The sequence below is a fragment of the Sphingopyxis indica genome (assembly GCF_900188185.1).
Classification (GTDB): domain Bacteria; phylum Pseudomonadota; class Alphaproteobacteria; order Sphingomonadales; family Sphingomonadaceae; genus Sphingopyxis; species Sphingopyxis indica.
In genome coordinates this window covers 57,280-71,269 of sequence record NZ_FZPA01000010.1, presented here as the reverse complement: position 1 = coordinate 71,269, position 13,990 = coordinate 57,280, and the positions used below count along the sequence as shown (strand labels likewise).

General features: G+C 66.1%; 12 protein-coding genes. 1 reads left to right on the top strand and 11 read right to left on the bottom strand.

Going from position 1 to position 13,990, the window contains the following annotated elements; genetic code table 11:
- The first annotated feature begins 68 nt into the window (after positions 1 to 68).
- Entirely contained in the window at positions 69 to 944 is an 876-nt protein-coding gene (gene mmsB, locus CHB69_RS13670) for a 3-hydroxyisobutyrate dehydrogenase (protein ID WP_089216572.1), read from the top strand.
- Between the two features lie 164 nt (positions 945 to 1,108).
- On the opposite strand, the gene CHB69_RS13665 is transcribed toward mmsB, so the two are convergent.
- The 11 genes from CHB69_RS13665 to CHB69_RS13615 all read right to left on the bottom strand — a co-directional run bounded on the left by CHB69_RS13665 (position 1,109) and on the right by CHB69_RS13615 (position 13,870).
- Positions 1,109 to 1,342 (bottom strand): hypothetical protein, encoded by a 234-nt coding sequence (locus CHB69_RS13665; protein ID WP_089216571.1) that lies wholly within the window; start codon positions 1,340 to 1,342, stop codon positions 1,109 to 1,111.
- A gap of 152 nt (positions 1,343 to 1,494) precedes the next feature.
- Positions 1,495 to 3,528, bottom strand: coding sequence for a 3-hydroxyacyl-CoA dehydrogenase NAD-binding domain-containing protein (locus CHB69_RS13660; protein WP_089216570.1), 2,034 nt, complete (start codon positions 3,526 to 3,528; stop codon positions 1,495 to 1,497).
- Positions 3,529 to 3,552: 24 nt separating this feature from the next.
- Positions 3,553 to 4,755: a serine hydrolase domain-containing protein gene (locus CHB69_RS13655; protein ID WP_089216569.1), complete on the bottom strand. Its 1,203-nt coding sequence runs from the start codon at positions 4,753 to 4,755 to the stop codon at positions 3,553 to 3,555.
- Between the two features lie 107 nt (positions 4,756 to 4,862).
- On the bottom strand, positions 4,863 to 5,666 hold the full coding sequence (locus CHB69_RS13650) for an SDR family NAD(P)-dependent oxidoreductase (RefSeq protein ID WP_089216568.1): 804 nt from the start codon (positions 5,664 to 5,666) through the stop codon (positions 4,863 to 4,865).
- Entirely contained in the window at positions 5,666 to 6,442 is a 777-nt protein-coding gene (locus CHB69_RS13645; RefSeq protein ID WP_089216567.1) for an SDR family NAD(P)-dependent oxidoreductase, read from the bottom strand. The genes CHB69_RS13650 and CHB69_RS13645 overlap by 1 nt, the downstream gene beginning before the upstream one ends.
- On the bottom strand, positions 6,439 to 7,506 hold the full coding sequence (locus tag CHB69_RS13640) for a phosphotransferase family protein (RefSeq protein WP_089216566.1): 1,068 nt from the start codon (positions 7,504 to 7,506) through the stop codon (positions 6,439 to 6,441). The genes CHB69_RS13645 and CHB69_RS13640 overlap by 4 nt, the downstream gene beginning before the upstream one ends.
- Entirely contained in the window at positions 7,503 to 8,594 is a 1,092-nt protein-coding gene (locus tag CHB69_RS13635) for a Zn-dependent alcohol dehydrogenase (RefSeq protein WP_089216565.1), read from the bottom strand. Before CHB69_RS13635 ends, CHB69_RS13640 begins: the two co-directional genes overlap by 4 nt.
- Positions 8,595 to 8,705: 111 nt before the next feature.
- The gene (locus CHB69_RS13630) at positions 8,706 to 9,998 is read right to left on the bottom strand and encodes an acyl-CoA dehydrogenase family protein (RefSeq protein ID WP_089216564.1); all 1,293 of its coding nucleotides are present in this window, start codon (positions 9,996 to 9,998) and stop codon (positions 8,706 to 8,708) included.
- A gap of 112 nt (positions 9,999 to 10,110) precedes the next feature.
- The gene (locus tag CHB69_RS13625; RefSeq protein ID WP_089216563.1) at positions 10,111 to 11,568 is read right to left on the bottom strand and encodes an MFS transporter; all 1,458 of its coding nucleotides are present in this window, start codon (positions 11,566 to 11,568) and stop codon (positions 10,111 to 10,113) included.
- A complete protein-coding gene (locus CHB69_RS13620; protein WP_170935562.1) occupies positions 11,565 to 13,016 on the bottom strand; it encodes an MFS transporter in 1,452 nt (483 codons plus the stop codon). Before CHB69_RS13620 ends, CHB69_RS13625 begins: the two co-directional genes overlap by 4 nt.
- Positions 13,013 to 13,870: an SDR family NAD(P)-dependent oxidoreductase gene (locus CHB69_RS13615; RefSeq protein ID WP_089216561.1), complete on the bottom strand. Its 858-nt coding sequence runs from the start codon at positions 13,868 to 13,870 to the stop codon at positions 13,013 to 13,015. Before CHB69_RS13615 ends, CHB69_RS13620 begins: the two co-directional genes overlap by 4 nt.
- Between the last annotated feature and the right edge of the window lie 120 nt (positions 13,871 to 13,990).

Sequence of the window (13,990 nt, the reverse complement as noted above, 5' to 3'; positions counted from 1 at the left end):
CCCGGCAATGTGCAATATACGGGACAGGCCCTCCCCCGGCCCCTCCCGCAAGCGGGAGGGGAGCAGATATGAAAATCGCCATTATCGGACTCGGCAATATGGGCGGCGGGATGGCCGCGAACCTCGCGAAGGCGGGGCATGACGTCCGCGCCTTCGACCTCAGCGAAGAGGCGCTGGCGCGCGCGGTCGAAGCCGGCTGCCAGCGCACCTCGTCGGCGGCCGAAGCGGTGACCGGCGCCGAGGCTGTCGTCACCATGCTCCCCGCGGGCAAGCATGTCGCGGGCGTTTATGAAGCCGACGTCTTCCCCAATGCCGCACCCGGCACCTTGCTGCTCGATTGCTCGACGATCGACGTCGCCACCGCGCGCGCCAATATCGAAGCTGCGACGGCGAAGGGCCTCGTCGCGGTCGATGCACCGGTTTCGGGCGGCATCGCCGCCGCCAACGCGGGCACGCTGACCTTCATGGTCGGCGGCACCGGCGGCGCCTTTGCGCGGAGCGAGCCGATCCTCGGCGCGATGGGCAAGGCGGTGATCCATGCGGGCGAGGCGGGCGCAGGACAGGCGGCGAAGATCTGCAACAACATGCTGCTCGGCGCGTCGATGATCGCGACGTGCGAAAGCCTTGCGCTCGCGCAGAAGCTGGGGCTCGACCCGCAGAAATTCTTCGACATCGCGAGCGTGTCGTCGGGGCAATGCTGGTCGCTGACCAGCTATGCGCCGCTCCCCGGCGTCGGCCCCACGACCCCCGCCGACAACGACTATCAGGGCGGGTTCGCCGCGGCGCTGATGCTCAAGGATCTGCGGCTCGCGATGGAAGCCGCAGCGAGCGTCGAGGCGCAAGTCCCGATGGGCAGCCGCGCGCGCGAGCTTTACGAAGCCTTCGTCGCGGCCGACGAGGGCGGCCATGACTTTTCGGCGATCATCCGGACGTTGCAGGGCTGAATGAGGGACCAGGCAAGGGCCGCCTCGAAATCTTCGTCATCCCGGACTTGATCCGGGATCCATTCGAGCCGACGGGGGGAACTGGATCCCGGATCAAGTCCGGGATGACGAGAGTGTTTGGATCGGCTCCAGCTCGAGAGTCGATATCGGCCGTCGTGGATCGTTCAATAAAAGTCCGCCGTCTCGCCGCCGTCGCGGCGCGTGGTGCGATGCACCTGCCGCGGCGCCTTGGCATCGCCGCTGCGGATTTCGAGCTTGCCGTTCACCCGCCGAACCTCGGCCGGCGCGACGATGCGCGCGCGGGCGACGCCGACGGCGCTCGCCTGCGGCGCCGGCGTGGCGGCCGGTGCGGCGGCGGCGAGCAGCATCAGGGCAGCGGCGAAGGGCATGGCGTCCATGCTCTGCCCTAACGGCGGGTCTTGCCAGTGCTTTAACCTTCAATCGCAACTTTTCGCCCGCGCCGGACGCAGGACGCCGACAAACGAAGGGCCGCCTGCCCCGCATCGGGACGAAATTAAGCCCCTCCCCTGAAGGGGAGGGGATATTGGGATCAGAACCCGGCTTTCGCCGCGGCCTTTTCCTTGAGCAGCGGCGCCACCTCGAAACCATGTTTTTCCAGCGCCGCGGCGATCTTGTCGGTGCCTTCGAGCCCCGCCCAGAACATCGGGCCGCCGCGATAGACCGGCCAGCCATAGCCATAGATCCACACGACGTCGATGTCGCTCGCGCGCTGCGCCTTGCCTTCCTCGAGGATCAGCGCGCCTTCGTTGACCATCGGATAAAGCGTGCGCTCGACGATTTCCTGGTCGCTGATCTCGCGCTTTTCGACCCCGGCCTTCTGGCGGAACTCCTCGATGATCTCGGCGACGCGCGGGCTTTCCGACGGGTTGCGCTTATCATCGTAGTCGTAAAAGCCCGCCTGCTTCTTCTGGCCCCAGCGGCCCTCGGCGCATAGCGCGTCGCGGATGCTTTCGATCCGGTTCGGGTCGCGGTGCCAGCCGATGTCGACGCCGGCGAGGTCGCTCATCTGGAACGGCCCCATCGGCATGCCGAAATCGACATGCACCTTGTCGACCTGCGCCGGGGTCGCGCCTTCGAGGAGCAGCTTCTGCGCCTCGATCTGGCGCGGCGCGAGCATGCGGTTGCCGATGAAGCCGTGGCACACGCCCGCGACCACCGCGACCTTGCCGATCTTTTTGCCCGTAGCCATCGCGGTCGCGAGCACATCGTCGGCGGTCTTGTCGCCGCGCACCACCTCGAGCAGCTTCATCACATTCGCGGGCGAGAAGAAGTGCATGCCGAGCACGTCGCCGGGCCGGCTCGTCGATGCGGCGATTTCGTTGACGTCGAGATAGCTGGTGTTCGACGCGAGGATCGCGCCGGGCTTCGCAATCTTGTCGAGCTTGCCGAAAATCTCCTTCTTGACGTCCATATTCTCATAGACCGCCTCGATGATGAGGTCGCAATCGGCGAGCGCCTCCAGCTCGAGCGATGGTGTGATCAGCCCCATCATCGACTCGACCTGCTCGGGCTTGAAGCGGCCCTTTGCGGCGCTTGCATCATAATTCTTGCGCACGACGCCGAGCCCGCGGTCGAGCGCCTCCTGCTGCATCTCGACGATCGTGCATGGGATGCCCTTTTGCAGAAAGTTCATCATGATGCCGCCGCCCATCGTGCCGGCGCCGATGATGCCGACCTTCTTCACGTCGCGCAGCTTGATGTCCTTGGGCAGACCGTCGATCTTCGCGGCCTGGCGTTCGGCGAAGAAGATGTGGCGCTGTGCCGCCGACTGGCTGCCCATCATCAGCTTCATGAATTCCTGCCGCTCGAACGCGAGCCCTTCGTCGAAGGGCAGGCGCGTCGCCGCCTCGACGCAGGCGAGATTGGCATAGGGCGCCTCGAAGCCGCGCCAGCGCTTGGCGTTCTTGGCCTTGAGCTGCTCGATCGCGGCGACGTCGCCGAACACCTCGCGCTCGCGCGTCGGGCGCGGGCCGTCGGCGATCCTGGCGCGCGCGAAAGCAATCGCGTCGGCGGCAAGGCTGTCCTCGCCCGCCAGTTCATCAACGAGGCCCATCTCCTTCGCCTTGGGCGCCGGAACGGGATCGCCGAGCGAGGTCATCGTCGCCGCGGCCTCGACCCCGACGACGCGCGGCAGGCGCTGCGTCCCGCCCGCGCCGGGAAGCAGGCCGAGCTTGACCTCGGGCACCCCGAGCTTTGCCGACGGCACCGCGACGCGATAGTGGCAGACGAGCGCGGTTTCGAGCCCGCCGCCGAGCGCGGTGCCGTGGATCGCCGCGACGACGGGCTTCGCCGCCGCCTCGATCATGTTGAGCACCGCGTTGAAATCGGGGCCGCGCGGCGGTTTGCCGAATTCGCTGATGTCGGCGCCGGCGATGAAGGTCGCGCCGTCGCAGCGCAGCACGATCGCCTTGACGCCGTCATCGGCGAGCGCGGCTTCGAAATGGGTCTTCAGCCCTTCGCGGACGTGCCACGACAGCGCGTTGACCGGCGGATTGTTGACGATGATGACGGCGACCTCGCCATCCTTCTGCATCGTGACGGAGTTGGGGGTTTCATCGGACATGGGAAAGCTCCTTGGTCTGGGTAATCAGTCGTCGATCGCAGCGTGGACGAGAGTCTTGACCTCGCGCCGCACGGGATAGGTCGAAGAGGGCATGAGCTGGGTCATGAACACCATGCAGATCTCCTCGACCGGATCGACGAAGAAGCCGGTCGAGAACATGCCGCCCCAATAGAAATCGCCCGCCGAGCCCGGGATGCCCGCGCGCGCCGGATCGAGCGTGACCGCAAAGCCGAGCCCGAAGCCGACCCCCGCATTTTCATCCTCACTGAAAATGCCAACGCTATGCTGGGTCAAATCGCCGCCGCCGACGAGGTGGTTCGACGTCATCAGGTCGAGCGTCTTGCGGCTGACGATCCGCACACCGCCCAGCTTGCCGCCGCCGAGCAGCATCAGGCAGAAACGGTGATAGTCGGCAAGCGTCGAAACGAGCCCGCCGCCGCCCGAATGGAAACTGCGATCCTTCGCCCAGCGGCTGCGCGCGCCGCTGTCGAACGGCTTCATCTTCGCCTTGGGGTCGAAGGCATAGCAGTCGGTCAGGCGATGCTGCTCGCCGGCCGGCACCTTGAATCCGGTGTCGACCATGCCGAGGGGTGCGAAGATGCGATCGTGCAGGACCTCAGCAAAGGGCTTGCCCTCGATCCGTTCGATCACCGCGCCGAGCACGTCGGTCGCCATCGAATAATTCCAGTGCGCGCCGGGGTCGAACTGGAGCGGAATCTTCGCGAGCGCCGCGATGAAGCTGTCCATCGTATAATCGGCGTCGAAATCGTCGATTTTCGTCTTGCGGTAAGCGGCGTCGACGGGGGTGCGTTCCTGAAAGCTGTAGGTCAGCCCCGCGGTATGGCGCAGCAGATCGACCATCAGGATCGGCCGCGCCGGCGGGCGGGTCAGAAAGGGGACATTGCCGCCGCCGGCGACGAACACGCCGGTTTCCCTGAATTCGGGGCAATATTTGACGAGCGGGTCGGACAGCGCGACCTTGCCCTCTTCGAGCAGCATCATGAAGGCGATGCTGGTAATCGGCTTGGTCATGCTCGCGATGCGGAAGATCGCATCCTCCTTCAGCGCCTCGCCCGGCCGCGCCTCGCCGATGCATGACAGATGCGCGATCTCGCCGCGCCGCGACACCAAAGTCGCCGCATTGGGCAGGCGCCCGCTATCGACATATTTGGCGCCGAGGAAGGCGGGAATGCGGTCGAGCCGCGCGGTGTCGAATCCGTGGGTCATCAATGTGTTCCGGTCATGGCTGTCTTCGATGGAAAAAGCCTGTGCTCCCGCGAAGGCGGGGACACACGGCTATCGCAGGGTTGCTCGATGTCGAAAATCACCATCTCCTAATGCGACGTCTGGCCGAGCAGCTGGCGCGTCACCGGGTGCGAGCTGGTAAGGCCGCCGTCGACCGCGATCGCCTGACCGTTGACATAGCTCGCCTGATCGCTCGCGAGGAACAGCGCGACATTGGCAAGCTCCTCGGGCTGCCCCGCGCGCTTCAGCGGATTGAGCTGGCCGATCTTGTGCGTCACGCCCTTTTCCTTCGCATAGTCGAAAGTCGGGCGCGTCATGCCGGTTTCGGTGAGGCCGGGGCAGATCGCGTTGACGCGGACATTAGCGGTCGTCATCTGCTGCGCCGCGGTCTTGGCAAGGTTTATCACGCCGGCCTTCGACGCCGAATAGGCGGCGGGACCCGCGCCCGAATTGAGCCCCGCGACGCTCGCGGTCAGCACGATCGCGCCGCCGCGCCCCTGGTCGACCATCGCCCTGCCCGCATGTTTCACCATCAGCGCGGGGCCGATCAGATTGACGCGCAGCGTTTCGGCCCAGCCCTCGGGCGTGATGTCGAAGATGCCGCCCATGTCGCCGATGATCCCGGCGTTGGCGAAGGCGATGTCGAGCCCGCCATAGGTGCCCTGCGCGGCCGCGACGAGCTTCGCGACATCGGCTTCGACCCCGGCGTCGATTTCGAGCGCGACGACTTCGCCGCCCGCGTCCTTCACCGCCGCCGCCGTGTCGTGTACCGCCGCCGTCTTGTCGCCGATGACGAGCCGCGCGCCCTCGGCGGCGAAGCGCAGCGCGCTTGCGCGGCCGATTCCCGAGCCGGCACCGGTAATGATCGCGATCTTGCCGTCCAATGCGCCCATCATGCGCCTCCCGAAATCGTGGCGCCGCCATCGCAGACGATGGTCTGGCCGGTTGTGAAAGCCCCCGCTTTCGACGCGAGGAAGACCGCGGCGCCCGCGATCTCGTGCGGCTCGCCGATGCGCTTGAGGCACGCGGCGGCGGTCGATCGTTTGAGCGTCTCGGGATTTTCCCACAAGGCGCGCGCCATCTCGGTGCGGATCAGCCCCGGCGCGATGCAATTGACGCGCACGCCGCTTTCCCCGAACTCGACCGCGAAGTTGCGCGCCATCTGCATGTCGGCGGCCTTGGAGATGCAATAGGCGCCGATGATCGGCGATCCCTTCAGCCCGCCGATCGAGCTGATGATCGTGATCGCGCCGCCGCCCTGTGCGATCAGTTCGGGCGCGACCATCGAAATCAGCCAGTGGTTCGACAGGATATTATTGTCCATGATCTTGCGGAACTGCTCGTCAGCGATGCCGAGCCCCGGGCCGTAATAGGGATTCGACGCCGCGTTGCAGACGAGCGTCGTGATCTTGCCGAAGGCGCGCCGCGTTTCGGCGACCAGATTTTGAAGATCCTCCTTCGAGGAAATGTTCGCCGCGACCGCGATCGCGGTGCCCCGCCCGTGTTTCGCGTTGATCGCCGCCGCGGTCGCGTCGCACGCATCCTGCTTGCGGCTCGAAATCACGACCTTCGCGCCCTGCTCGGCCATCGCTTCCGCAATGGCTTTGCCGATGCCGCGCGACGATCCGGTGATCAGCGCGACCTCGCCGCTCATATCGAAGAGATTCATGCGCCTGCCTTTCGTGCAAAATCCCAAGCGCGCTGCGCGAGCGGCCGCACGCGTTCGGACATTTCCTTCGCATGTGCCGACGAGGCGGTGCCGTCGATCACGCGCTTCTTGATGCCCTGCATGATGCCCGCGAGGCGGAAGAAATTATAGGCGAAATACCAGTTCATGTCGGGCACGCTGTCGCGCCCCGTCGCGGCGCAATAGCGCTCGACCACCGCGTCGAGCTCGGGAATGCCGAGGGCCGCGCGGTCGAGGTCCATCACCCCCGAGCGCCCGCCATTCTCGGTCACCCACGCCATCGCGACATAGGTGAAGTCGGCGAGCGGATCGCCCAGGGTCGACAGCTCCCAGTCGAGCACCGCGAGCACCTCTGCGCGGTCCTTTGCCCAGATCATATTGTCGATCCGATAGTCGCCGTGGACGACGCTGGTGCGCGTCTGTTCGGGCAAGGTCGCGGGAAGGAACGCGATCAGCTGCTCCATCTCGTCCATCGTCTCGGTTTCGGAGAGCTTGTATTGCCTGGTCCAGCGGTCGACCTGGCGCCCGAAATAATTGCCCGGCTTGCCATAGTCCGACAGCCCCGCCGCCTCGACATCGACGCCGTGCAGCGCGGCGAGCGTGTCGATCATCGCGAAATAGGTCGCGCGGCGGTTTTCGGGGGTCGCCCCCGGCATCGAGCCGTCCCAGATCGTATGGCCGTCGACCATCGCCATCACATAGAACCAGCTGCCGACCACCGCCTCGTCGGTGCACAGCCCATATTGGCGCGCGACCGGAAAGCCCATTTTGTGCAGCCCCGCCTGCACCTTATATTCGCGGTCGACCGCGTGCGCCGAGGGCAGCAGCTTGCCGAACGGCTTGCGGCGCAGCACATAATTGCCCGACGGCGAGGCGATCCTGTAGGTCGGGTTCGACTGGCCGCCGGCGAACTTGCTCTGCGTCAGCGGCCCTCTGAAACCCTCGACATTCGCCTCCATCCACGCGGTCAGCTTCGCCTCGTCGAGGATGTCGGCGCCCTCGGGCGCGACGGTGCCCGAAAACAGCTTCTGCGCGTCGATGCTCATTGGTCGAATACGATCACCGACCGCGCGGAATCGCCCTTCTTCATCTTGTCGAAGCCCTCGTTGATCTTTTCGAGCGGGATCGTTTCGGCGACGATCGAGTCGAGGTCGAGCAGCCCGCGCAGGTAGAAATCGACGAGCCGCGGGATGTCGACCGGGAAGCGGTTGCCGCCCATGATCGCGCCCTGCAATTTCTTGCCCGAAAGCAGGTCCATCGCGCCGAGCCCGACCTTTTCGGCGAGCGGCATCATGCCGAGGATCGTCGCGGTGCCGCCGCGGCGCAGCGATGCGACCGCAAGGCTGGCCGAGGCCGGACGCCCCACAGCCTCGATCGCATGATCGACGCCGCCCCTGGTCATCTCGACGATCTGCTTCGCGGCATCGTCGGCGAGCGCATCGACGGTGTCGGTCGCGCCGAGCTTTTCGGCGAGCGCGCGCTTTTCCGGCACCGGGTCGGCGGCGATGATGCGCCCCGCGCCGGCGATTTTCGCAGCGTTGATCGTCGCGAGCCCGACGCCGCCGCAACCGACGACCGCGACCGTTTCGCCCGGCGTCAGCTTGCACGCGTTGAAGATCGTCCCCGCGCCGGTCGTCACCGCGCAGCCGATCACCGCCGCACGGTCGAGCGGCATGTCGGGGTCGATCGCGACGCACGCATGTTCGTGGACCAGCATCACTTCCGAAAAGGCGGAAAGGTTCAGCATCTGGTTGACCACGCTGCCGTCGGGGCGCGTGATGCGCGGCGGTTCGCCGGGCGCGCGCCGCGTGTCGCCGCCCATGCATAGCGACATGCGCCCGGTGACGCAGAACTCGCAGTGACCGCAAAAGGCCGAAAGGCAGGTGACGACCGCATCGCCGGGCTTCACCGTGCGCACTTCGCTTCCCACCGCCTCGACGATGCCCGCGGCCTCGTGGCCGGGAATGGCCGGAAGGGGATGCGGATAGGCGCCGTCGATGAAGTGGAGGTCCGAATGGCACAAGCCGCACGCGGCGGTGCGGATGCGCACCTCGTGCGGGCCGGGCTTGTCGACGACGACCTCTTCGACGATGAGCGGCTTGCCGGGTTCGATCAGGACGGCGGCTTTGGTCATGATAATCTCCGTTCATCCCCCTCCCGCTTGCGGGAGGGGTTAGGGGAAGGGATGTTGAATGCGAACCGGGACAGGCCCTCCCCCGGCCCCTCCCGCTGACGGGAGGGGAGCTTAGCGCGAAACCCCGACGTCGCCCGACGAAAAGCCGGGGTCGTTCGCCGCCGGCGCGTGCTTGGCGAGTTCGATGCGCGCGATCGCGCGGGCATGGACCTCGTCGGGGCCGTCGGCGAGGCGCAGGGTGCGCTGATGCGCATAGGCGCTCGCGAGGCCGAAGTCGTCGCTGACGCCGCCGCCGCCGTGCGCCTGGATCGCATCGTCGATGATCTTCAGCGCCATGTTCGGCGCCTGCACCTTGATCGCCGCAATCTCGGCCGCGGCGGCCTTGTTGCCGACCTTGTCCATCATGTCGGCGGCCTTGAGGCACAGAAGCCGCGTCATCTCGATGTCGATGCGCGCGCGCGCGATCCGCTGTTCCCAGATGCTGTGCTCGGCGATCGTCTTGCCAAAGGCGACGCGCGACTGGAGCCGCTTGCACATCTTCTCCAGCGCTTCCTCGGCGACGCCGATCGTGCGCATGCAGTGATGGATGCGGCCCGGCCCGAGCCGGCCCTGCGCGATCTCGAACCCGCGCCCTTCGCCGAGCAGCATCGCATCCTCGGCATTGACGCGGACATCCTTCAGCTCGACCTCCATATGGCCGTGCGGCGCGTCGTCATAGCCGAAGACGGGCAGGTGACGCAGGATCTTGATCCCCGGCGTGTCCATCGGCACCGCGAGCATCGACTGCTGCTGGTGGCGCTTCGCACCGAAGTCGGTCTTGCCCATCACGATCGCGACCGCGCAGCGCGGATCGCCGACCCCCGACGACCACCATTTGCGGCCGTTGATCACATAATCGTCGCCGTCGCGCTCGATCCGCGTCTCGATATTGGTCGCGTCGGACGAGGCGACCGCGGGTTCGGTCATCAGAAAGGCCGAGCGAATCTCGCCGTTCATCAGCGGCTTCAGCCAGCGTTCCTTCTGCGCCGCAGTGCCGTAGCGATGGAAGACTTCCATGTTTCCGGTGTCGGGCGCCGAGCAATTGAACACCTCGCTCGCAAAACCGATCCGTCCCATTTCCTCGGCGCACAGCGCATATTCGAGGTTGGTGAGGCCGGGGCCTTCGAACTCGATCGTCTCGTCGACATGGTGGTGCGCGGCGCTGCGCGGCGGCATGAACAGGTTCCAGATGCCCGCCGCCTTCGCCTCGGCCTTCAGCTCCTCGACGATCGGGATCACCTTCCAGCGATCGCCGGCCTGATCCTGTTCCTTATAGGTCGGGACCGCAGGGCGCACCTTGCGCTCGATGAAGTCGCGCACGCGGCCCTGCCAGTGCTTCTGCCGCTCGGTGAGGTCGAAATCCATCGCTGCATCCTTTCCCTTTACGTTCACGTAAACCCTAGAACCGATTCGGGCGCCTTGCCAAGCCCCGCGACGCAGAAAATTGCCGGCACCTGCGCACCCGCGCAATCTTACGCTACGGCCGCTGCCCTTCGCTATCGCCCTGCGGTTGCAGGGTCGAGGCAAGCGCGGCGAGGCGTGCTTCGTGACTCGCCCGGTCGATCGCGTAACGGCGCAGTCCGATCGTCGCCATGATTCCGATCAAAATCATCAGCCCGGCGAAAATCCACGCCATCGCCGCCGCGTCGCGCGCCGGCCAATCCTCGGGCCGCAGCCGGTCGCTGAGCCCGACGAAGGCGACGAGCTGGCCGACGAGGAAGATGCCGAGCGCCTGCCCGAATTTCTGGACCATCAGATAGCCGGCGAAAAAGACGCCCTCGATTCGCGTGCCATGATCGACCTCGTGCGCCTCGACGATTTCGGCGACCATCGACGAGGTCGATATGGTCGCGACGATCAGCCCGAACAGCGACGCCGTCTGGAATGAGAGGAGCAGCGCCATCGACGTCCAGCTGCCGAGCTCGGGCCACCAGCCGAGGTTGCGCGCCGCATAGGGCAGAAAGGCGATCGCCCCGCTCGCCAGCGCCGCGCCGATCGCGCTGTCGCGCTTGCCGAAGCGGCGATGCGCGTGACCGACCGCGGCGAAGGCGCCGAACACCGCGATCGCGAGGCCCGCGGGATACCAGGCGAGCTGCGCGTCGCTCATCCGCCACACATAGAGCATCATATAATTGGTCGAGGCGATCGTCGTCGCATAGCCGGTGGTGACGAACAGCGCCCCGCTGACCAACGCGACGAAGGCGGGATTGCGAAAGGCGAGCGCTATGTCGGCGAACATCGCCTTGCTGTGGTGCGCGGCGGCGGGCGGCGGCGGCAGCGCGAGAATACGGCGCTGCTGCCCGAGCGCCGAGCCGAGCGTCGAGACGAGGATCAAGGTCGCGCCGAACAGGCCGAAGGCCGCATAGCCCGACGGATCGAGCAGCCCGTTCGTCGCCGGGTCGTCCGATTTCAGGAAATAGCCGTAAGCGAGCGCGACCGCGAGCAGCCCGCCGAGCCAGCCGAACAGGAAGCGAAAGCGCATCAGGGCGGTGCGCTCGTCATAATCGCGCGTCAGTTCGGCGACGAGCGAGATCGAAGGAATCTCGCACGCCGACACCAGCACGCGCACCGCGACGACATTGAAGAACAGGCCGAGCGCCGAATGCCGCGCGACGTCGGGCGACATCCACAGCAGCGCCCAGGCGATCGCCATCGGCAGCGCGGCGCCATAGAGCCACGGCAACCGCCGCCCGAGGCGCGAGCGCGTCGCGTCGGAGAGGCGCCCGATCAGCGGGTCGACCAGCGCATCGACGAACATCGCGCCGATCAGCACCAGCGACACCAGGCGCGGATCGAACCCCAGCACCTGATTGTAATAGATCATGAAGAAGGTGGTGAGCCCCGACTCCTTGATCCCCAAGGTGACGCTGCCCAGCCCGTGCGCGGCCTTGATCCGCGTCGGCAGCCTGCCGGGGAGGATGGCGGGGGCCGTCATCGCGGACCATCGGCGGTTGCGGCGGCCAGCGCGGCGACCCGCGCCTCATGGTCCGATCGCGAAATGGGAAAACGCGCGATAAATGCAATGCTGGCGACCGCGAAGAGGACCAATATGACGAGGAAATAGGTCGCCATATTGTCCAGCACCGTCTGGTCGACATGGCCGGGCTTGGCCTGCGCAGGAAAATTGGCGGCGCCGATGACCTGACCCGTCAGAAACAGCCCGACCCCCGTCGCGCATTTCTGGACGAAGAAATAGGCCGAAAAGAAAATGCCCTCCGACCGCTCGCCGGTCTGCTCCTGCGATGCCTCGACGATATCGGCCGCCATCGACTGGCCGAGAATCATCGACGCGACGGCAAAGGCATTCGAGATGGTGACGAGCGTGAAGAGCGACGGGATCAGGCGGGGATCGCCATTGGCGGGAAACAGGCCGCCGAAGCGCAGCAGATAGGGCAGCAGCGCGAAGATCAGCGCCAATATGCCCGCCGCGACTGCGCCGGTGCGCTTTTCGATATGCTTTTGCAACAGCCCGACGATCAGGAAAGCACCGAGCACGCCGACGAACAGGGTCGCCGAATAGGCGATGAAGCCCGCCTGCGGCATTTCCCAATAATAGCTGAGCAGATAGGTGGTGGCCGAAAAGGTCAGCCCCTGATTCACGAAGGCGAAGAGCGAGCTGCCGAGCAGAATCAGAAACGCCTTGTTCGACAGGATCGCTCCGATCTTCTGGAGCGTCGGGCCGAGCGGCAGATGCATCGGCGGCGTCGCATCGAGCCGCGCGATGCGGCGATGCGTCGTCCAGGCCGAAACGCTGGTCGCGACGATCATCAGCGCTGCCCCGGTCCAGCCATAAAGCTGATAGCCTTCGACATTGAGCTGTCCGACCGGATAGCGCTCGGTGGGGACGAGGAACACGCCGAAGGCCAAAGTGAGCATCAGCAGCCCGCCCGCCCAGCCGAACACGAAACGCCAGCGCGTCAGCGACGTGCGCTCGTCGTAATCGCTCGTCAGCCCCGGCACCACAGAGAGGGCGGGGATTTCGTAGCAGGAGACCGCCGCCCGCATCAGGAAGGCAAAGAGCAGCAGATAGCCGTAAAGCCAGTCGGAGTGAATCTGCGGCGGATGCCACAGCATCATCCATGCAAAGGCCATCGGCAGGATCGACGCATACATCCACGGATGACGCTTGCCCCAGCGGCTGTGCGTCTTGTCGCTCCAATAGCCGACCATCGGGTCGATGATCGCATCGAGAAACAGCGCGATCAGCAGGATCAGCCCGACGACGCGCGCGTCGAGGCCCAGAACCTGATTATAGAGCAGCATCAACAGCGTGGCGAAGCCATTGTCCTTGACGCCATAGGCGACCGATCCGAAACCATTGCCCAGCTTGATGCGCAGCGGCAGCCGTTCGGCCGGCGGCAACACCACCGCGGCAGCGGTCACGCGGGTGCCCCGGCCTTGGCGGCATCCTCCATCGCGACCAGCGCGTCGAACAGGCCCGGCGCCTCGGGGTCCCATGCATGGCGCTGGCCGATCGTCAGCCCGCCATCGACGAGCATGTGCGTGCCGGTCATGAAGCTCGCCTCGTCGCTCGCGAGATAGGCGACCGCGTTCGCAATATCCTCGGGCTGGCCGCCGCGCGCGACCGGCTGTGCGTGCGCGCTCATGTCGGCGATGATCGCCTTTGCCGCATCCTTGCTCGCATCGGGAACCTCGAGCGTCGAGGTGAAGATGTTGGTGTTGATGAAGCCCGGGCAGATCGCGTTCACGCGGATGCCATATTGCGCGAGGTCGGTCGCCGCGACCTTGGTGAGTTGCAGCACGCCCGCCTTCGCCACCGCATAGGCGGTCGGCGAATAGCCGGCGCCGAGCGCCGCGACGCTCGCGGTGTTGACGATGCTCGCCCCCTTGCGCCCCTTCATATGGGGCGCGGCATAACGGATGCCCATCGCGACCGATTTCAGGACCAGATTCATCGTCCAGTCCCAGCCTTCGGGGCTGATCTCGTCGATCGGGGCGCGGTCGCCGCCCGCGGCGGCATTGTTGAAGACGATGTCGATGCCGCCGCCGCGCTTCGCGGCCTCGTTCATCAGCGCCTCGATGTCCGCTGCGACGGTAACGTCGCAGCGCAGGAACTCGATTTTGCCGTTCGAGGCTTCGGCGAGCGCCTTGCCGCCCGCCTCGTCGATGTCGGCGGCGAAGACATGCGCGCCCTCGCCCGCCAGTTTGAGCACCGCCGCCTTGCCGATACCCGATGCCGCGCCGGTGACGACGGCGACCTTGCCTGCGAATCGCATCTTCCTTGCTCCCGTTTTCTTTTGCCACTCAGCTTAGGCGCGCTGCGGGGCGCGTCAACGCCCGGCAAGCGGACGCTACGGCGCCGTAGCGGCAGGGCGGCCCGCCCAAGTTGACGCTTG

Coding starts and splice junctions, on each gene's coding strand:
- mmsB (WP_089216572.1), top strand. CDS start 69: ATGAAAATCGCCATTATCGGACTCGGCAATATGGGCGGCGGGATGGCC.
- CHB69_RS13665 (WP_089216571.1), bottom strand. CDS start 1,342: ATGGACGCCATGCCCTTCGCCGCTGCCCTGATGCTGCTCGCCGCCGCC.
- CHB69_RS13660 (WP_089216570.1), bottom strand. CDS start 3,528: ATGTCCGATGAAACCCCCAACTCCGTCACGATGCAGAAGGATGGCGAG.
- CHB69_RS13655 (WP_089216569.1), bottom strand. CDS start 4,755: ATGACCCACGGATTCGACACCGCGCGGCTCGACCGCATTCCCGCCTTC.
- CHB69_RS13650 (WP_089216568.1), bottom strand. CDS start 5,666: ATGGGCGCATTGGACGGCAAGATCGCGATCATTACCGGTGCCGGCTCG.
- CHB69_RS13645 (WP_089216567.1), bottom strand. CDS start 6,442: ATGAATCTCTTCGATATGAGCGGCGAGGTCGCGCTGATCACCGGATCG.
- CHB69_RS13640 (WP_089216566.1), bottom strand. CDS start 7,506: ATGAGCATCGACGCGCAGAAGCTGTTTTCGGGCACCGTCGCGCCCGAG.
- CHB69_RS13635 (WP_089216565.1), bottom strand. CDS start 8,594: ATGACCAAAGCCGCCGTCCTGATCGAACCCGGCAAGCCGCTCATCGTC.
- CHB69_RS13630 (WP_089216564.1), bottom strand. CDS start 9,998: ATGGATTTCGACCTCACCGAGCGGCAGAAGCACTGGCAGGGCCGCGTG.
- CHB69_RS13625 (WP_089216563.1), bottom strand. CDS start 11,568: ATGACGGCCCCCGCCATCCTCCCCGGCAGGCTGCCGACGCGGATCAAG.
- CHB69_RS13615 (WP_089216561.1), bottom strand. CDS start 13,870: ATGCGATTCGCAGGCAAGGTCGCCGTCGTCACCGGCGCGGCATCGGGT.